We start from the raw sequence: 17650 nt of genomic DNA, 5'->3' as shown, positions 1-17650 counted from the left end.
GTTGCTGGGCAGGAGGCTGCCGGCGAGGTGGCTGCTGCGGTGGTGGATGGCCCCCGGCCTGGCCGGGTCGGGGCGCTGGATCCGGTCGGCCGTGGCGGCTGGGCATCGATCGGTCCGGTGGCGTGCGGTTCGGTGGCGGCGTTCGACCGGGAGGCGGCGTGCGCCGGTCGGGCGCGCCGTGCCGTCCGTACCGATCGTCGTCGTCGTTCACGGGTCGACTGTAACCGTCGCCACGGAAACAACCAGGTTCCTCGAGCGCCGATTCACGGGAGCCACGCCAGATGTTCGCGGAGGAGGGCGTAGCCGACGAAGGCGACGATGTCGATCAGCGCATGCGCGATCAGCAGCGGCCAGAGTCTGCCGGTGCGCTGCCAGTAGCGGCCGAAGACGAGTCCCATCAGGAAGTTTCCTACGCCTCCGCCCACGCCCTGATAAAGGTGGTAGCTCCCGCGTAGCAGCGATGACCACAGCAGTGACGCGTTCTCACCGAGCCCGAGCCTGCGTAGCCGAGAGATCAGGTACGCCACGACGATGATCTCCTCGGCGCCGGAATTGGCCAGCGCGTACAGAATCAGCGCCGGGACGCGCCACCAGTGGTCGTCGAGGGCGCTGGGAACGACGTTCAGATTGAACCCGAGAGCGTTGCCCACTAGATACAGCGCCAGGCCGGGCAGCCCGATCAGTGCGGCAAGGCCGACGCCGTGCCCGAGGTCGATCTTCAGTCGCGGCCTCGCCAGTCCAATCGCGCGGGGAGCCAGATCCGCTCGCCACAGCAGGTACAACCCCAGCCCGCCCCAGGCGCACAGACGCAGAATGCTCAGCAGTTGGAACAGTAGATCGATGAGACTGAAACTCGACCGCGACGAGTTCAGTGCCACGGTCTGATCGGACAGGGCGGCGGTCTGCAGTGCGTCCTCGACGAGCGAGAGGACGCTGCTCATGCCGCTGAGGCCGAACGTCACCAGCAGCACGATCGCAATCTCGACCTTGATGGTCGTACGTTCGCGGGCGTCGGGCAGGGGAGCCGTGCGCTCCGGCGGCGGTGGCGTCAACCAGCTCTTGAAGTCGATCACCGCACGAGTCTGCCCTGTTTCGTGAAATGTCGGTCAGCCGCGGGCGCGCAGGCCGTTCAGGAACGGGCAGCCGGCGAGTACTCGCAGAGCGCGACCGAGCGAGAGGACGTCGTCGACGGGCTCGGCGAAACCCAGGCGAACGTCGTTGTCACCGCAGTCGCCCTCGATGCGCAACCGGATTCCGTAGCGATCGATACCCAACGGACGGATTCGACCCTGCCGCAGGGACGGCGGGAGGCGTCGGGACAGTTGGGCGAGTAGGTCGGGATGATCGGAATCGAGGTGCTCCAGCCAGCTGGTCTCCATCTCCCAGAACGGATCGGGTTCGGCCGCCAGTAGCGTGTCGATGTCGACCGGCTCCGCGCCGGTACTGTCTGCGACCACTGCGGAACCGACGATCAGCCGCATCAGCGACGTGGTGTGACCGACGTCGAGCAGGGCCGGATGCGGGTGCTCGGCGGCTACGGCTCCCGCCATGGGACGCATCAGCGAGTCCGGGACCGGACGCAGGTCGCCGCGAAGCCACACCAGCGAACGCACCGGCTCACGCAGTGCGAGCGGTGCGTGATCGGTGAGTTCGAGGACGGCGGGAATGCCGGCACGGGACGACTGCCAGGTATTCGCGTCGTCGAGAGAGTCGGTGGGGACGGCCAGGATCATCTCGCCGTTGGGCCGCAGGTGGTGCAGGGTTGTGACCACAGGGTCGCTGCCGTCGATGGCCAGGGCGGCACCATCGGCGCGCATGCAGGCACTGCGTACGCGTTCGGCAGTGGACGGTCCGGTGGTGGTGGTTGCGCCGAGCATGGGCTCCTCCGATGCGTTCGGTACAGGTGTTGTCCAGTAGGTGAGGCATACCTAAGTAATGTGTCCCTAAGTTATACCGGTGTGGCGAGGATCGCAAGACCATCGCGGGACTACCGTGAGGAGGTGCCGATTCCGTTGACCCTCGGTGTGCCACACCGACCCGACCCGAACGCGCTCGTCCACGGACTGCTGCAGCCGGTGTGTGCCGACGCCCCATCACTGGCCGCAGCCCCGCGTGGAGCCGAGTACGGCCCGCCCGTCGTCCGGGCATCGAGCCTGCTCGGCACCGCTGAATCGGACGATCTCGGACGCGTCGTGGTGCACCTCGACATCGACCCCGACGAGCTTCGAGCGGGTCGCACGTGCGGCTACGAGGCCGTCCGGTTCCATGTGGATGCCTCCGCCGCACATCTCGCCGACGCGCTCGCGCTGCGGCTGCCCTCACCCCTGGTCGTCTTCCCGGTGTTCGACGCCATCGATGTGGCCGAGACGGCAGAGGCCGTCGTCTTCGCTCATCGGACCCCGGGCATCGGCGTCGCCGACACCCCGCGCCGCATCGCCGACGTGCTCGCTGTCGTCTCGCACGCCGATGTCGGTCTTGTCGCCCGTGCCGACGACGGCGACGAGGTGCTCTCGATCCTCGCGGCGACGGTGGCGTCACTGCGTGGGGACGACATCGCAGCCGCACTGGCTCACCCGAACGTTGCCGCTCTGAGGGCACTGATTCCCGAGGCCGCCGAGGCGGTGCGCGAGGTGCTGCTCGGGATCGAGATCGCCGACGCCGTCACTGCTCGCGCCCGGCTCGTCGAGGTCGGTTTGATCGCCGAGTCGGGCGCGGCAACGTAGCCTTCAGGGCGTGCCTCGCATCGCTTATTTCGGCCCATCGGGAACGTTCACCGAGATGGCGCTGGCGCAGTTCGAAAAGCTCGGAACCATCGCCGCCGTCGGGCTCGACGGTGCCGTGGAGAGGGTGTCGGCTTCGAGCCCGCCCGCCGCGCTCGAGGCCGTGCGCTCGGGCGCTGCCGATGCCGCTGTGGTCCCCATCGAGAGCTCCATCGAGGGGGCGGTTCCACCGACTCTCGACGCGTTGTCCGAGGGTCGCCGGTTGCAGATCGTTGCCGAGACGGAGATCGAGGTTGCGTTCACCATCCTCGGTGGTCCCGGTGTCACCCTCGACTCGGCCCGCACGATCAGCGCTTACCCCATCGCTCTCAATCAGGTGCGACAGTGGTTGCAGGCCGCCATGCCCGGCGCGGCGGTGCAGTCGGCGTCGTCGAATGCCGGTGCGGCAGAGGATGTTGCCGCCGGAATTGTGGACGCGGCGGTATCGACCCGGTTGGCCGGTGAGCGACTGTCTCTGCCGACGTTGGCCGACGGCATCATCGACGTGGACGGTGCCCGGACCCGTTTCGTGCTGGTGACGCCGCCGCGGGCGGTGGCCCCTCGCACCGGTGCGGACCGCACTGCTGTGGTGCTCGAACCGCCGAACGATCCCGGTACCCTGCCTGCGGCGTTGGCCGAGTTCGGGATTCGCAACATCGACCTGACCTTCATCGAATCGCGGCCTACCCGTTCACAATTCGGTACCTACAGATTCTTCATCGATTGCGCGGGCCACATCGACGACCCGCTGGTGGCCGAGGCGATGACGGCATTTCATCGCAAGATGCCACTCCGCTTCCTCGGGTCGTGGCCCATCGCGACAGGAACGGGCGGATCGGTGCCGCCGCCGATCGACGAACACGTGCAGTGGCTCAGCGATATTCGCACCGGACGCGGTAATCTGTGATGGGCAAGTTGATCCTCGTGCGACACGGCCAGACGACAGCCAACGTCGCGAAGGTGCTCGATACTGCGCCACCCGGTGCCGAGCTGACCGAACTGGGCCACCAGCAGGCCGAGGCGTATGCGCAGACCTGGGTGGGACACCCGCCCGCAGTCCTGGTGTCCTCGGTTGCGTTGCGCGCCAAGCAGACTGCCGGTTACATCGAGCGCGCAACCGGTGTTCCCCTGGTGGTGGCCGAGGGAATTCAGGAGACGTTCGCGGGAGATCTGGAGGACCGCGACGATCCGGATGCGCACCGCGAGTTCACCGAGATATTCAGTCGCTGGCACGCCGGAGATCTGGCGGCGACCGTGCCCGGAGGCGACAGCGGACACTCGGTCCTGGAGCGCTACGTCCCGGTGCTCGACGCTCTCCGTGCGCAATACCTGGGCGATGACACAGCGGGCGACGTCGTCGTCGTGAGCCACGGTGCTGCAATCAGATTGGTGTCGGCAGTACTGGCCAGCGTCGACGGTACGTTCGCGGCCGACAACCACCTCGACAACACCCACACCGTCGAGTTGCTTCCGCTGCCCGACGGGGGTTGGGCCTGCGCGAGGTGGGGCACATTCCTGCCGCCGTTCGAGGGCAAGGGCAGCGAAAAGGCCGACAATCCGATCAGCTAGCGAGCAGGCCCTGCGCCGACGCGATCAGTTCGGTCAGGGCCGCCGTCACCTTACGGTCGGTTGCGCCGGTCATCGAGGTCCAGGACGTGCCGTCGGCCGCGAGGGTCGAGGTGGCAACGATGCGTCCGGCTCGGGTGTCGAACAGGCCGACGGGCCGTCCGGCCACGTGCCGCGTGCCGTGTCTGCGCGCCACGGCCGTGATTTCGGTTCTGCCTGCGCAGGTGGCCATCGCCGACGCGAGGGCCTCGGCGCGGTCGGCCGGTGTTCCGATACGGCGTAGGCGAGCCGCGGTTGCTCCGACATCGCTCGGTGCCGCATCGAGGGCTTCGGCCAGCAGGTCGGTGGGTGCGTTGACGCCGCCCGGGTGGAACGGCGCGGCCGGGCCGATCGTCGAAACCAGGTCTCGGGCCGGGTCGCCGTGGACCACCCGAATGGTGATGACGTCGTCTCGCCGCACTGCCGACACCGTGATCCGGTCGTCGGACGCGACGCAGATCCTGGTGGTAGGACCGGGCACGTCGTTGTCGACCTCGAACACGCGGGCCGAGACGTACCAGTGCGGTTGTTCGAGGACCCGCAGCCACTGCTGAAGATCCTCGTGGACACGCCCGCTGATCAGCAGACCGGCGGTGCCCAGTGCACTGCGGCCACGTCCGAGGGCACCATCGTGGGCAGTGGCGTCGTCGAAGCGCGGGAACACGTGGAGGACCACAGGCAGTTCGGATATCGCCAGCTCGTCGACCAGGAAGTCCATCTCGTCGACACCGAGGGTGGCGTTCGGAAGTGTGTGGCCCACCGGCACGGTTCCCAAGTCGATCAACGGCCGTTCCTGTTGGTAGCGGACGCAGGAAGGGTGGTGTCGGGCAACACAGGATCAGCGCCGATGACGGACGGTGCGACGGTGCGACCGTCCGCGAAGTGCTCGAACTGCTTGAGGTAGTCGGGGGTCTCGTGTTCGTCGTCCTCGTCCTGCCCTCGCGTGCCCGAGGCGGGAGCGCCCGCCGCGCCCGTTCCACGCTGAGCGAGTCCACCATCGGTCCCGGCGGATGCGCCGAATGCGGTGGTGGGACTGCTCTGGCCTGTGCCGGCCAGCGTCGACCCGCCCGCAGAACCCAATGCCGAACCCGGCATGCCGACACCGCTGAGACCGCCGAGCCCGCCGCTCGCCCCCGCACCCGACCCGAACGACACCGGACGGGTGGACGCCGGACCGACGGCAGGAGATGTCGAACCACCGGGCGCGAAGCCGTGTCCGCCGGTTCCGGACAGCGCCGTCGACCCGAGGTTCGATGCGGCAGTGGCCACGGTGGACACGCCGGTGCCGGCGATGGACGTGGCAGCGCTGCCGATCTGGCCTGCGGCCGCGGCCACACCGGGGTTCTGGGTCGCGGCCATCAAGCCGCCCATCGCGGCCTGTACCGGGGATGTCATCAGTGCGCCGTTGGCGAATTTGCCGAGGCCGCTGCCGGAATCGGAGACGATAGCGGGCGGATGATCGAACGTGGTCTTGACGATGCGGTGCGAGGAGACCAGTTCGAAACCCTCCATCACCATGGCGGCGCGGATATCGAGCAATCGGTCGGCCACCTCGGCTGCCTCGTAGCTGCCGTTCAGCACGCCACCCGTCGAGGCGGCGGTGACCTTGGCGGCCTGCACGGCTCCGATCTCGACGAGCGAGGGCATGGTCGCCAGCGCGACTCCGTACGAGGTGCCGGCAGCCGGGGCTTCGACCGAGAGCGCCGCCGCCTTGACTGCGGTGGCCGCGGTCCAGGTCGCGAACCGGCCGAGCGCAGCCTGAGCGAGTAGCGCCGACTCGCCCTCCCAGCCGGCGGTCAGCGCGGCGGTGATGGCGGCGATGCTCGCCGACGCCTCGGTGAACGCCGCGGCAACCGAACCCCACGCGCCGCCGGCGACGTGCAACGGCACCGGGCCCGGCCCGAGCAATCGCGTCGAATTTCCCGTTGCCGTGCGTGGCAGCCACACCACACCTGTCACTCCGAGCGTCATCCTCTAGCCCCCATGATGTTCGAGCCCTGAATTTTCTTGTGGTGCGGTCGAGTTCGGTGCGTCAGATGCCAGGCAGGCCGGGCAGGCCACCGGCCGTGTCGTCGTCGGTGGCCACGTAGTCGGCGGCCTGCTTCCGCAACTCCTCGGCTGCCCGGTGCAACTCCGAAATACCCTGTGTTGCAGCGGGTCCGAAGGTATCGGCGGCCGTGCCGAAGAATCGTTCGGTGAGCAGTGAGACCTCGTCGGTGCCCGGCGGTAGTGGCCGCACCGGGATTGCTGTCGCAGTGACAGCTGCCTGCAAGCGAGCGGCGACCGCATCCAGTTCCGAGGCAGCGAGCTGCAGCGCCGCCGGATCCACCTTGATGACGGTCATGAGGCACGCTCCTGGATCGAAGAACTTCCGCTGTCGGTAGGTAGGACGCCGCCGTCCGCGGTTCGGTTCCCCTCGACGCGAGAAAAGTTCAGATCGACTTCTCGGCCACCGAACCGATCGTCCACGCGCCGCCTCGGCGGCTGACCGATGTGCGCGTGAGTGGGGAAACGTCGACCCGCCAGAACGAGCGAATCGGAGCTCCCAACAACAGCACCACCACGGCCCGCACGACAGCGGGTGAAGTCACCGCCAGCGTGCGCCCGGGCATCGAACCGACCGTACTCAGCCACGTCTCCACGCGCGAGAACAGCGAGTCCAGAGACTCGCCGCCCGGCGGAACGAACGCCGGATCGCTCAGCCAGGCCATCGCGTCGGCATCGGGCAGATCGGTCATCTCGAGACCGGACCACCGGCCGTAGTCGATGTCGGCCAACGCGGGCTCGACCGAGATGTCCGATCCGAAGATGCTCGCCGTGGAGATCGACCGGATTTCCGGGCCGGACAGGATGCAGTCGACGCGCGGAAGATCGGTGACCGCGGCGAGATCGCGATGCCCCGCGTCGTCGAGTGGTTCGTCGCCGGGAAACCGGCCGGTGCGCATCGCGGCGGTTCTGGCGTGGCTCACCAGCATCAGTCGGATCACGGGCGCAGACACCGTGTCATTGTGGCGCAGACACCGTGTGATTGTGGCGCAGACACCGTGTGATTGTGGCGCAGACACCGTGTCGCTGTGGCGCAGACACCCGTGTCACTGTGGCACCGAGCTGCGGGAGGTCAGGACAGCGATTGACACAGCGTCGCGTTCGGTGCCACAGTTCGCAGGTTGGACGCGATGTATGCAGGTAATCCGGTGAGAATCCGGAACGGTTGCGCCACTGTGATCGACGTCGGGCACATGTCCGAAGTCGAGAGCCAGAAAACTCGTACATCGCATGGCCGTCTCTTCTTTTCGGAAGGGACTACGGGACGCATATCCCAGGAGGACACCATGGCAATCATTCACGCACCCAGTAATACGACGGAGTCGGCTGCCCTTGCCGTCATCGTCGCCGCAACGATCCTGCTCGCTCTCGTCGTGCTCTATCTCGTCGGTTTCGATCAGGGCGCGATCTCCCGCAGTGGCATGTACATGCACGAACTGATGCACGACGGCCGCCACCTGCTGGGTCTGCCATGCCACTGACCGACACCACACATCGCCCGACGCTTCAGGGCACATTCGTTCAACTGCTGGTGCGAGGTCTGCTCGCCGGACTCGTCGCCGGCCTGCTCGCCGGAGCCGTTGCCTTCGTCGTCGGTGAGCCGCACGTCGATTCGGCCATCGCCATCGAAGAGGCAGCCGGTGCCGGCGAGGAAGCTCAGCACTCCGGCAGCGATCACACCGAGGCCGCGCCTGCCGCGCACTCGCACGGCGAAGAGGCGCTCGTCAGTCGCGACGGACAACGCGTCGGACTGTTCCTCGCCACCGGACTCGCAGGCCTGGCACTCGGCGCGATCTTCGCATCGGCACTGCACTATGCCCGACGCTTCAGCTCCCTGTCGGGCTCGATCCTCGCGCTCGTCGGGGCCGGTGCCGGGTGGTTGGCCATCGAAGCGGTGCCGTTCTTCAAGTACCCGGCCAATCCGCCTGCCGTCGGAGATCCGGAGACCATCACCCAGCGCACGTGGCTGTGGTTGGCGTCGGTGATTCTGGGTCTGCTGGCCGTCGGAGCCGGAATTTACGTGGCGAAGATCGTGGCGTCGCAGCATTCGGTGGCAGCCCGCGTCGGCGCATCGATCGTGGCGTTCCTGGTGATCATCGGCATCGGCTACGCGCTGCTGCCCGGTGTGAACGAGGTGGGCTCGGACTTCCCGGCAACCCTGCTGTGGGAATTCCGACTGTCGTCACTTGCCACCCAGGCAACGCTGTGGCTGGCCCTGGGATTGGGATTCGCGTTCCTCACCGATCGCGCGGTGCGACCTGTTCGCCAGGAGCCCGTCGCGGCGTAGCCCGGCGTCCGCGTCAATGGACCACTGCACCGCCGAGACGTATGCAAAGTGCCATTGACGCAGTGTGGCCGGCCCGGGTCGGCCCGGGTGGATGGACCATTGCATCGCTCAGACGTATGCGATGGTCCATTCACGCGTTCGGGGGTGTGTGGTCGAGAGGAGCGGGCGATGAGCGAGTGAGCTCAGCCGAATCCGAGTTGGTGCAGTCGCTCGTCGTCGATGCCGAAGTGATGTCCGATTTCGTGGGCCACGGTGATGGCGATTTCGCGTCGTGCCTCGGTTTCGTCGTCGACCATCTCGAGGATCGGTTTGCGGTAGATGGTGATGACGTCCGGTAGGTGGCCGCTGTACTCGTAGCGTTCGGTGAGCGCGATGCCCTCGTACAACCCGAGGATGTCCTCGGTTGGGTGTTCCTCCTCGACGAGAACGACCACGTTGTTCATGAAGTCGGTGAGTTCGCGCGGCAGGGTGTCGAGCGCGTCGGACACGGCTTCCTCGAAGTCGACGCGGGTCATCTGGGTGGGGATGTCAGCCTCCGGTGGTGATCGGAGCAGCACCGGGCAGCGGCGTCGGCAGAGCGCGACCGTCGGGAGCCGACGGCGGCGGAACAGGCGCTGCACCGTTGATGAGAATGTCGCCCTTGGCGGTACCGACGATGGTCGCGAACCCGCCGGAATCGAGTTCCTTGCCCACCGAGCACGTCACCTGCCGGCTACCGGCGAGCCAGCTCGCGACATCGATGGTGTCCCAGAACAGGGTCAGCGTCTTGTCGCGCAGTGCGGTGTCCGAGCCGAGATAGCCGTTGACGGCGTCGGTGCACGTGCCTTCCAGGTATGCGTCCTGATCTCCCTCCGACGGGTGGCCGCCGGGGAACTGCTGCGTCAGGTTGATCACCGAGGCCACCTCGAACGCGTGCGGTGCCGAGCAATCCACCGGATCGGCGGGCACGTTCTGATTGATGCCGATGCAGGTGCCCGTCGGCCAGACCTTGGACTGGTCCTGGTCGAGGATCGAACCGGTCATCTCCTGGAGTGAGCCGGTGTTCGACGGCATCTGCACCCCGCACCGCAGGGTCCGCTCGCCCTTGGCCCAGCCGGCCTGACTGGGGAACATGAGTCCGACGCCGAAGCGTCCGTTCGGATCGAATTTCGCGCCGACGTAGTCGTCGACGGCAGCTGTGCAGTGCTCGTCGCGTAGCTCGCTGAACCGGATCGAGCCGGGGTACTGCGAGCCGGGACCGAATTCGACGCCGGGGTAGACGCTCATGTCGATGTCGCGAGCCACCTCGAAGCGGTGGGGATCGGCGCACGACACTTCGGTGAGATCCTGGCGGTCCGTCTCCGGGTCGTCGGTGGGCGTCCATTGCAGGCACGCGCCCGGATCGGCCGCACCGAACGACTTCGCCGACACCGGACCGTCCGTCACGGGGCCACTGGTCGCCGAATGAGTGGTGATCTTCTCCGGCGTCGAGAATCCTCCGGAGAGAAACACCGTTGCGCCCGCAGCCAGCACTGCGCCGACCGCAACCATGGCTAGGCCACGTCGAGCGGTGGTTGCAGACAGTGTTCGTCGAGTTCTCTCGCTCGTCGGGGGCTCTGGTTCGTATCCGGACATCACCTCCATCATGCCCGAGTATGTTCGGTGTTCATGAACGACCCGACAGGTGACGACGACCTCAGCGAGCTGGCAGGCCGACTGTTCGCGATGGCGCGGACCGGTGATGCGGCCTCGTTGGAGAGCTACCTCGACGCAGGTGTTCCGGTGAATCTGCACAACGAATCGGGCGACACGCTGGTCATGCTGGCCGCGTATCACGGGCATGCCGATGCGGTGCGCGCGCTGGTCGATCGCGGTGCCGATGTGAACAGGCCCAACGACAAGGGGCAGACCCCTCTCGCAGGCGCGGTTTTCAAGGGCGAGGACGACGTGGTGCGGGTGCTCGTCGACGGTGGAGCCGATCCGCACGGCGGTCACCCGTCGGCCATCGATGCCGCCACGATGTTCGGACGCGAGGACTACCTGGGGTTGCTCGGCAAGTAAGGTTTCCTCTCGTGATCGACCTGAAATTCCTGCGCGAAAACCCCGACGCCGTCCGCGCCTCGCAGCGCACCCGAGGCGAGGACCCCGCTCTCGTCGACGCACTTCTCGACGCCGACGCCTCCCGCCGCGCTGCGGTGCTGGCGGGCGATCAGCTGCGCGCCGAGCAGAAGGCTCTGGGAAAGCAGGTAGGCAAGGCCTCCGCCGAGGACCGTCCCGCGCTGCTCGCCGGGGCATCGGAACTGGCTGCGAAGGTCAAGGCCGCGCAAGCCGCAGAAGCCGAGGCCGACGCGGCGCTCGACACGGCCCACCGTGCGATCTCCAACATCGTCCAGGACGGCACCCCCGCAGGCGGCGAAGACGACTTCGTGCTGCTCGAGACCGTCGGCGACCTCCCGGAGTTCGACTTCGAGCCGAAAGATCACCTCGAGCTCGGTGAGTCGCTGAACCTGATCGACATGGAACGCGGTGCCAAGGTCTCGGGCTCACGGTTCTACTTCATGACCGGCTACGGTGCGCTGCTCCAACAGGGATTGCTGCAGCTGGCCGCGCAGAAGGCCGTCAAGAACGGCTTCACGATGATGATCCCGCCGGTGCTGGTGCGCCCGGAGATCATGTCGGGAACCGGCTTCCTCGGTGCCCACGCCGACGAGATCTACCGCCTCGAAGCCGACGACCTCTATCTCGTCGGAACCTCCGAGGTTGCTCTCGCGGGGTACCACTCGGGCGAGATCATCGACCTCGCCGACGGGCCCAAGCGCTACGCCGGTTGGTCGTCGTGCTTCCGTCGCGAAGCGGGCAGCTACGGCAAGGACACGCGCGGCATCATTCGAGTCCATCAGTTCGACAAGATCGAGATGTTCTCGTACATCAAGCCCGAGGACGCGGCGGCCGAGCACCAGAAGCTGCTGGAGTACGAGAAGGAAATGCTCGCCGCCGTCGAGGTGCCCTACCGCGTCATCGACACTGCGGGCGGTGACCTCGGCTCCTCGGCAGCCCGCAAATTCGACTGCGAGGCCTGGGTTCCCACCCAGAAGGCCTACCGCGAGCTGACCTCGACCTCGAACTGCACGACGTTCCAGGCCCGACGCCTCGGCGTTCGGTACCGCGACGAGAACGGCAAACCGCAGACCGCGGCGACGCTCAACGGCACCCTCGCCACCACCCGCTGGATAGTCGCGATCCTGGAGAACCACCAGCAAGCCGACGGCACCGTCCGCGTCCCCGAGGCCCTCGTGCCCTTCGTCGGGACCGACGTCCTGAAGTAGTAGCGCAGGCTCAGGCGATATCGCCGATGCAGTAGCCCTCGCCGCCGACAGCCAGGACGAACGTGCGGTTCTGATACGCCCCCGAGGCATCGATGATGTCGGCGTTGACCTGCGTGTAGATGCCGTTCTGAGCCGTGACGAACACGCTGTCGGGATCGAACGAGGTGATGCTGGGCAAGATCTCGGGGGTCTCCACCAACGGCGGAGCCGTGGGAGCGCCGGTTCCGAGGGCATCCCATGTCTGTCGGGCGTCGCAGACCAGCGGGTAGTTGTCCTCGACATCGTCCCGGTTGACCGGAATGCCGGCGATGCGTCCCAGATAGCGATCGACGGTATGGACCGCGTCTGCGGCGTCGAACACGGGGGCGGTGCCGGTGGGGTAGACGGTCGGACACGAGTAGCCCGACGCGATCTCGCTGCGCTTGACGCTGACCGTGGCGATGGGCCCGGTCCACGTGACGGCGTACTGGCCGTCGACGCCGGGGGCAGCAACGGCGGACAGGATCGCGGCGGTGTCGACGTACATCGACGGAATCTCGGTGGGTGGAACCGTCCAGCATCGCGCGGTGACGACGCCGATCCCGCCTCCGGTGAGGTCGTTGACGAAGGGTCGCAGCGCCATTGCAGCGTCCGGATTGCCAGGGACCTCGCCGACGGGTGGCCCCGGTGGGATGGGCGGGGGTGTCGGGGTGGTGGCCGTGGTCGACGCCGATTCCTGGGTGGTCGATCGGTCGGCTGTGGACTCGACTGTGTTGCTCGGCGAGGCGGCCTGATCGGATGGGATCCCGACCGCGGAATCGCAGGCACCGACCAGCGCGATCGTGGCGATCAGCGGCAGCGCGGTTCGGCCGACTCGGCTGCGCCGCGCTGGTGCCGCTCTGTTCTTCACGTGTTTCTCTCCCCCATAGATCTTCTACCGAACTGCGCACGACCCGACCGCACTCTGCCGCACCTTTCTCCGGCCTCGTCCACCGACTACGCTAACCGACTGTGGAACCCGTCTACCGATCAGTCATCGGCATCGCTCGTGCAGTGTTCGCGTTCGAGGGCCTGAAGTTCGAGGTCGAGGGCGAGGAACACATCCCTGCCACCGGTGGTGCCGTCATCGCGGTCAACCACACCGGGTACATGGACTTCACCTACGCCGGGCTGCCTCCGCGGCGGGTGAAGCGCTACATCCGATTCATGGCCAAGAAGGAAGTCTTCGACAACAAGATCTCCGGCCCGATCATGCGTGCGCTGCGGCATATCCCCGTCGATCGTGGTGCCGGCGCGGAGTCGTACAAGTCGGCGGTTCAGAGCCTGCGCAACGGCGAACTCGTGGGTGTATATCCCGAGGCGACCATCAGCCGCAGCTTCGAGATCAAGGAATTCAAGTCCGGTGCAGCGCGCATGGCCATCGAGGCAGGCGTGCCGATCATCCCGACGGTCATCTGGGGCGCGCAGCGCGTGTGGACCAAGGGCTACCCGAAGCGATTGGGCCGCACCAATACTCCGATCTCCATTGCCGTGGGTGAGCCGTTGCCGCCGGTCGGTCCACCGAACGAGCTGACCGACAGGCTGCGCACGGTGATGCAGACGATGCTGCTCGAACTGCAGGAGAACTACCACCACGAGCCGGGGGCCTACTGGGTTCCGGCGCGACTGGGCGGAAGCGCCCCGACCCTCGAGGAAGCCGACAAGCTCGACGCCAAGGACCTCGCGGCGCGTGCCGCCAAGCGGGCCGAGTAGACCACCGCGATGAACCTCCGCGGTGAACGGGTGGTGTTGCGGCCCGTCACCGCCGAGGACGTGCCGGAGTTACGTCGAATACTGCACACACCGGAGGTACATGCGCGGTGGGGTGACGAGGATGCCGACGAGAACTGGCCGTTCGACAACCCGGACGAGCACCGCTTGGTGATCGAATTGGACCGTGCAACAGCAGGATTGATCCAGTACGGCGAAGAGACGGATCCGATGTACCGGCACGCCTCGATAGACATCTTCCTCGATCCGGCGGTGCACGGTCGCGGCATCGGAAAAGATGCAGTGGGGACGCTCGTGCGTTACCTGACAGTCGATCTGGGGCACCACCGCCTGGTGATCGATCCGGCTGCCGACAACGCGGTAGCGATAGCGTGTTACAGCGCAGTGGGTTTCGAGCCGGTCGGGATCATGCGCAAGTACGAGAAGGGCCCCGCCGGCTGGCACGACAGTCTGCTGATGGACCTGATCGTCGAGTAGCTATCGGTGATTCGCCGGAGTGGAGCCCGCGGAACGACCGGTAAGGCCAGGCAGTGTCAGTCGGAATCGTGCGCCCGTAGGTCCTGCGGCACAGACCAGTTCACCGTTGTGGGCGCGAGCGAGCGTCCGCGCGATCGAGAGTCCGAGCCCCACGCCACCGGAGGAGCGATCGCGCGCGGAGTTGAGTCGAACGAGCCGCTCGAAGACTCGCTCACGGTCGGCCTCTGGAACGCCGGGCCCTTCGTCGTCGACGGTGACGACCGCCTCGTTGCCCACTGAATGCACGGCGACAGTGATCCTGCCGCCACTGGGCGTGAAACGACTGGCGTTGTCGAGCACGTTCGACAGGATCTGTTCGATGCGCCCGACGTCTACTCGAACCGGAACTGGTTGCGCCGCAGCGATATCGAACCGAATCTGAGGGGCGAGCAGAGCTGCTCTCTCCACCGTCCGTCGGGCGACGTCGGCGAGGTCCGCGTCGGTCGGCTCCAGGTCCGAAGTATTCTCTGCACGAACGGAATCGAGCATATCGGATACCAGACGCGAGGCCCTGGCGGATTCGCCGACCAGCAACTCGCTCCAGCGTGCGACTCGGTCGGGTCGTTGTTCGGCGTCGCGCTGCAACGACTGCGCCAGCGCCGAGATCCCGGCAACCGGCGTACGCAGTTCGTGTGCGGCATCGGCGAGGAATCGGCGCATGTCCTCCTCTGCTCGACGTGCCGTCTGCGCGGCCGCAGCCTCCTTGCGCTCGGCGTCCTCCAGAGCGTCGAGCATCTCGTCGACAGCCGAGGCAGTGCGGCCGAGGTCTGTCTTCGGCTTCGACGGCAGCAATCGTTTTCCTCTGTCGCCGTTGGTAATTCGTCTGGCGACGGACGTCATGGAGTCCAGGGGAGACAGTGCTCGCCGCACTGCGTAGGTGAGAGCGGCCGCGGCCAACAGGAGCGTCACGGCTCCGGCGACCACCATCAGAATTCGGAGCTGCTGCCTGACATCGGCGATGGCCGTGGTGTCGCCCAGCAGTGACAGCGTCGACCCGTCGGGTAGCGGCTTCGTGATCTCCAACGAATCCGACGGCGGGGCAGGCGGGTTGGGAGGACCCGGGGGAGTGGGTGCGTTCGATGGGCCAGCGGGCGGAGTAGGTGCTGCGGGCCGATCGGCCTGAGTGGGAGGACCGTCGCGGAATTCCCCACCGGGCGCACCGTAGACCGTGCCGTCGGCGGTGGTGACGCGAACTCGGATGGCGTCGCCCTGCAGCGCCTGCACCAGGTCCTCCGGCCCGACGCCACTGTCGACCAGTTCGGCCGCGCGATCTGCCCGGTCGGTCAACCGGGCATCCAGATCACGCCGGAGTTGCTGCCCCAGAACGACATCGACGGATGCGCCGACCACAAGTAGTAGCACCGCGAACAAGACGACAACGGTGGCGACCACCCGCGTACGCAACGACGGGGTCGGCGTGCGGTTCACTGTGGAGCCCGCAATGCATAACCGAGGCCCCGGACGGTATGGATCAACCGCGGCCCATGGGCCTCCATCTTGCGACGCAACGCACTGATGTGAACTTCCACCAGGTTGCCGTCGTACGCGCCGTACCCCCAAACCGATTCGAGGATGGACGTTTTGGAGACGGTGCGTCCGCGCTGTGCGACGAGGAACGTGGCCAGGCGAAGCTCGGTGGCCGTCAGGTCGAGGACATGACCGGCGCGAGTGACGATTCCGGCGGATTCGTCGACCAGCAGATCACCCACCTGGATCGCATCGGACGATCGGCCACGTCGGCGCAGCACCGATCGCGCCCTCGCGACCACCTCGTCGAGCTGAAATGGTTTGACCACGTAGTCGTCTGCGCCGTCCCCCAGTCCGCGCAGGCGGTCTTCCAGCCGGTCCTTGGCGGTGACCATGATGATCCCCGCGTCACTGCCCTGGCGCACCACGTCGATGAGCGCGAACCCGTCCCGTGAGCCGGGCAGCATGACATCGAGAATCACTACATCGGGGCGGAAGCCTGCCATCGTCGTCTCGAAGTCGACTCCATCAGGCAAGGACGCGACGGTGAAGCCGGCGTCCTCGAAGGACGCCACCAGAGCTTCCCGGATGGGCAGTGAGTCCTCCACCACCATCACTCGGGGAGCGGAACTGTATGTCATGCCTCGATTGTCACCCACCGGCTGAAGTGATCCTGAAGATACGCGCGGCTTCAGGATCACTTCAGGTACCAGCGGCAGTGTCGGTGACAGAACGAAACGAACGAAGCAGATCCGAACAAGGAGTGAACGTGAACGATCAGACCCAACCGATCCCCGCCGCATCGAACCCGGGACCGGAATCGAACGTGGAGGCCGTGGCACCGCAGCAGAACAAGCAGAAGCGGTGGAAGGGACGTGTGCCACTGGTAGCAACGGCAGCAGCGGGACTAGCAGTGGGAGCCCTTGTCGCATCGGCGGTCTTCGCGGCCACCGGGCCGGACGCATCGCCAGAGGTGTCCACCGTTGCATCGTCGTCCACCCTCGGTCAGCGCACCGACGGCGGTGGAGGGTCCGATGCGCCCAACGCCCCGGCAGCTCCGGAGTCCGGCGACGGGTCGACCGCTCCCGCACCGGCAGACGGTGCAACCCCGCCGGCCCCGGGTGATGGGGCAACTCCGCCCGCTCCTCCCGCTGGTGGTCCGGGTAAAGGTGGTCCAGGCGCAGGTGGACCGGGTGCAGGTGGCCCGGGTGGTGCTGTGTGCGCACCGGAAGACGGTGCGACTCCGCCTGCACCGCCGGCTCCGGCTGATGGTGCGACTCCGCCTGCACCGCCGGCCCCCGCTGATGGCTCAACTCCGCCTGCACCGCCGGCTCCGGCTGACGGCGCTACCCCTCCCGCACCGCCGGCGGCTACCTCGGGTTCCTGAGTCCAACCTCGTCCGGCCCCGCACCGTGTTCTCGGTGCGGGGCTGGAGTCGTCTGCCCAGTGCCAGATGTGGTGGCCTTCGGTCCAGGCGGCGGGTTTGCCGCAGCCGGGGAAGGCGCAGCCGTGATCGCGGGCGGTGAGGGCTTTGCGTTGTGTGGCGGTGACGGTGCGTGCGGTGCGGGCAAGGTTGATCGGGTTACCGTTCTCGTCCATCACGATGGCAGTGAGGACACAATCACACGCCAACTGGCGGGAAGTATGGCGGGAGAGCGGTCCCATCCAGGGCAGCCACCCGACCGAAGTGCCGTCGCCGAACAAGTCGCGATACGCGCCACGCTCAGCGGCAGGTGGTTCATCGGATTCGGCTGCAGTGCGGGTGTTCTCGTCGTCGGTGATGTCGTCGGTGATGTCGTCGGTGTCGGCGCTGCCCTGGAGGTCGGTGAGATCGCGCAGGCCGATGTGCAGGTTCAGGTGCGGGCGTTCGCCGCCTTCGATGGGGCGGTTACTGGAGGCGAGGTATTGGTCGAGGA

General features: G+C 66.9%; 21 protein-coding genes. 9 read left to right on the top strand and 12 right to left on the bottom strand.

Annotated features, from left to right (window positions below; all coding sequences use genetic code 11):
* Positions 1–263: 263 nt before the first annotated feature.
* Together CH275_RS06825 and CH275_RS06820 are read right to left on the bottom strand one after the other, a co-directional pair.
* Entirely contained in the window at positions 264–1073 is an 810-nt protein-coding gene (locus tag CH275_RS06825) for a CPBP family intramembrane glutamic endopeptidase (RefSeq protein ID WP_373453685.1), read from the bottom strand.
* Positions 1074–1106: 33 nt separating this feature from the next.
* Positions 1107–1877, bottom strand: coding sequence for a DUF2470 domain-containing protein (locus tag CH275_RS06820; RefSeq protein ID WP_094676489.1), 771 nt, complete (start codon positions 1875–1877; stop codon positions 1107–1109).
* A gap of 123 nt (positions 1878–2000) precedes the next feature.
* On the opposite strand from CH275_RS06820, the gene CH275_RS06815 reads away from it, so the two are divergent.
* Genes CH275_RS06815 through CH275_RS06805 form a run of 3 tightly spaced genes read left to right on the top strand, consistent with a single transcriptional unit; the run spans position 2001 to position 4328 of the window.
* A complete protein-coding gene (locus CH275_RS06815; protein ID WP_256990894.1) occupies positions 2001–2723 on the top strand; it encodes a hypothetical protein in 723 nt (240 codons plus the stop codon).
* 10 nt (positions 2724–2733) lie between these two features.
* The gene (gene pheA / locus CH275_RS06810; protein ID WP_094676487.1) at positions 2734–3666 is read left to right on the top strand and encodes a prephenate dehydratase; all 933 of its coding nucleotides are present in this window, start codon (positions 2734–2736) and stop codon (positions 3664–3666) included.
* Complete coding sequence (locus CH275_RS06805) at positions 3663–4328, top strand: histidine phosphatase family protein (protein ID WP_094676485.1); 666 nt, start codon at positions 3663–3665, stop codon at positions 4326–4328. The genes pheA and CH275_RS06805 overlap by 4 nt, the downstream gene beginning before the upstream one ends.
* Here the strand turns inward: CH275_RS06805 and CH275_RS06800 are convergent.
* From CH275_RS06800 to CH275_RS06785, 4 genes are all read right to left on the bottom strand, one after another.
* Positions 4321–5148, bottom strand: coding sequence for an ESX secretion-associated protein EspG (locus CH275_RS06800; protein ID WP_143546702.1), 828 nt, complete (start codon positions 5146–5148; stop codon positions 4321–4323). The two genes, CH275_RS06805 and CH275_RS06800, sit on opposite strands and share 8 nt — an antisense overlap.
* Entirely contained in the window at positions 5145–6335 is a 1191-nt protein-coding gene (locus CH275_RS06795) for a PPE family protein (protein WP_256990893.1), read from the bottom strand. Before CH275_RS06795 ends, CH275_RS06800 begins: the two co-directional genes overlap by 4 nt.
* Positions 6336–6396: 61 nt before the next feature.
* A complete protein-coding gene (locus CH275_RS06790) occupies positions 6397–6708 on the bottom strand; it encodes a PE family protein (RefSeq protein WP_094676481.1) in 312 nt (103 codons plus the stop codon).
* An 88-nt stretch (positions 6709–6796) separates the two neighbouring features.
* The gene (locus CH275_RS06785) at positions 6797–7363 is read right to left on the bottom strand and encodes a histidine phosphatase family protein (protein WP_094676479.1); all 567 of its coding nucleotides are present in this window, start codon (positions 7361–7363) and stop codon (positions 6797–6799) included.
* A gap of 333 nt (positions 7364–7696) precedes the next feature.
* Here CH275_RS06785 and CH275_RS06780 point away from each other — a divergent pair, with 333 nt between their 5' ends.
* Both CH275_RS06780 and CH275_RS06775 read left to right on the top strand, forming a co-directional pair.
* Positions 7697–7891, top strand: a complete 195-nt coding sequence (locus CH275_RS06780; RefSeq protein ID WP_094676477.1) for a CbtB domain-containing protein — start codon at positions 7697–7699, stop codon at positions 7889–7891.
* Positions 7882–8697 (top strand): CbtA family protein, encoded by an 816-nt coding sequence (locus tag CH275_RS06775; RefSeq protein ID WP_094676475.1) that lies wholly within the window; start codon positions 7882–7884, stop codon positions 8695–8697. The genes CH275_RS06780 and CH275_RS06775 overlap by 10 nt, the downstream gene beginning before the upstream one ends.
* Before the next feature lie 182 nt (positions 8698–8879).
* Here the strand turns inward: CH275_RS06775 and CH275_RS06770 are convergent, their stop codons facing one another.
* Both CH275_RS06770 and CH275_RS06765 read right to left on the bottom strand, forming a co-directional pair.
* Complete coding sequence (locus CH275_RS06770) at positions 8880–9212, bottom strand: metallopeptidase family protein (protein WP_080734486.1); 333 nt, start codon at positions 9210–9212, stop codon at positions 8880–8882.
* 13 nt (positions 9213–9225) lie between these two features.
* Positions 9226–10323 carry a septum formation family protein gene (locus tag CH275_RS06765; protein ID WP_373453684.1) on the bottom strand — a complete coding sequence of 366 codons (1098 nt, stop codon included), beginning with the start codon at positions 10321–10323 and terminating at the stop codon, positions 9226–9228.
* Positions 10324–10344: 21 nt separating this feature from the next.
* Between CH275_RS06765 and CH275_RS06760 the strand changes: the two genes are divergently transcribed.
* The gene (locus tag CH275_RS06760) at positions 10345–10737 is read left to right on the top strand and encodes an ankyrin repeat domain-containing protein (protein WP_094676473.1); all 393 of its coding nucleotides are present in this window, start codon (positions 10345–10347) and stop codon (positions 10735–10737) included.
* A gap of 11 nt (positions 10738–10748) precedes the next feature.
* Positions 10749–12002 carry a serine--tRNA ligase gene (serS, locus tag CH275_RS06755; protein ID WP_094676471.1) on the top strand — a complete coding sequence of 418 codons (1254 nt, stop codon included), beginning with the start codon at positions 10749–10751 and terminating at the stop codon, positions 12000–12002.
* A 10-nt stretch (positions 12003–12012) separates the two neighbouring features.
* Here serS and CH275_RS06750 read toward each other — a convergent pair whose 3' ends face one another.
* A complete protein-coding gene (locus tag CH275_RS06750; protein WP_094676469.1) occupies positions 12013–12891 on the bottom strand; it encodes a hypothetical protein in 879 nt (292 codons plus the stop codon).
* 101 nt (positions 12892–12992) lie between these two features.
* Here CH275_RS06750 and CH275_RS06745 point away from each other — a divergent pair, with 101 nt between their 5' ends.
* Both CH275_RS06745 and CH275_RS06740 read left to right on the top strand, forming a co-directional pair.
* On the top strand, positions 12993–13733 hold the full coding sequence (locus CH275_RS06745; RefSeq protein ID WP_094676467.1) for a lysophospholipid acyltransferase family protein: 741 nt from the start codon (positions 12993–12995) through the stop codon (positions 13731–13733).
* A 9-nt stretch (positions 13734–13742) separates the two neighbouring features.
* Positions 13743–14228 (top strand): GNAT family N-acetyltransferase, encoded by a 486-nt coding sequence (locus CH275_RS06740; RefSeq protein WP_094676465.1) that lies wholly within the window; start codon positions 13743–13745, stop codon positions 14226–14228.
* Here the strand turns inward: CH275_RS06740 and CH275_RS06735 are convergent, their stop codons facing one another.
* From CH275_RS06735 to CH275_RS29865, 3 genes are all read right to left on the bottom strand, one after another.
* Positions 14229–15695, bottom strand: a complete 1467-nt coding sequence (locus CH275_RS06735) for a sensor histidine kinase (RefSeq protein WP_256990892.1) — start codon at positions 15693–15695, stop codon at positions 14229–14231.
* Positions 15692–16375: a response regulator transcription factor gene (locus CH275_RS06730; RefSeq protein ID WP_094676463.1), complete on the bottom strand. Its 684-nt coding sequence runs from the start codon at positions 16373–16375 to the stop codon at positions 15692–15694. The genes CH275_RS06735 and CH275_RS06730 overlap by 4 nt, the downstream gene beginning before the upstream one ends.
* A gap of 364 nt (positions 16376–16739) precedes the next feature.
* Positions 16740–17650, bottom strand: a 911-nt coding sequence (locus CH275_RS29865; protein ID WP_256990891.1) for an HNH endonuclease signature motif containing protein, incomplete at its 5' end; no start/stop codon positions are given.

Source organism: Rhodococcus sp. 06-235-1A (assembly GCF_002258785.1).
GTDB lineage: Bacteria > Actinomycetota > Actinomycetes > Mycobacteriales > Mycobacteriaceae > Rhodococcoides.
Note: the sequence above shows the minus strand (reverse complement) of the source record. Positions and strands in the feature narration are given on the sequence as shown.

Coding starts and splice junctions, on each gene's coding strand:
- CH275_RS06780 (WP_094676477.1), top strand. CDS start 7,697: ATGGCAATCATTCACGCACCCAGTAATACGACGGAGTCGGCTGCCCTT.
- CH275_RS06790 (WP_094676481.1), bottom strand. CDS start 6,708: ATGACCGTCATCAAGGTGGATCCGGCGGCGCTGCAGCTCGCTGCCTCG.
- CH275_RS06795 (WP_256990893.1), bottom strand. CDS start 6,335: ATGACGCTCGGAGTGACAGGTGTGGTGTGGCTGCCACGCACGGCAACG.
- CH275_RS06770 (WP_080734486.1), bottom strand. CDS start 9,212: ATGACCCGCGTCGACTTCGAGGAAGCCGTGTCCGACGCGCTCGACACC.
- CH275_RS06765 (WP_373453684.1), bottom strand. CDS start 10,323: ATGATGGAGGTGATGTCCGGATACGAACCAGAGCCCCCGACGAGCGAG.
- CH275_RS06775 (WP_094676475.1), top strand. CDS start 7,882: ATGCCACTGACCGACACCACACATCGCCCGACGCTTCAGGGCACATTC.
- CH275_RS06760 (WP_094676473.1), top strand. CDS start 10,345: ATGAACGACCCGACAGGTGACGACGACCTCAGCGAGCTGGCAGGCCGA.
- CH275_RS06740 (WP_094676465.1), top strand. CDS start 13,743: ATGAACCTCCGCGGTGAACGGGTGGTGTTGCGGCCCGTCACCGCCGAG.
- CH275_RS06820 (WP_094676489.1), bottom strand. CDS start 1,877: ATGCTCGGCGCAACCACCACCACCGGACCGTCCACTGCCGAACGCGTA.
- CH275_RS06730 (WP_094676463.1), bottom strand. CDS start 16,375: ATGACATACAGTTCCGCTCCCCGAGTGATGGTGGTGGAGGACTCACTG.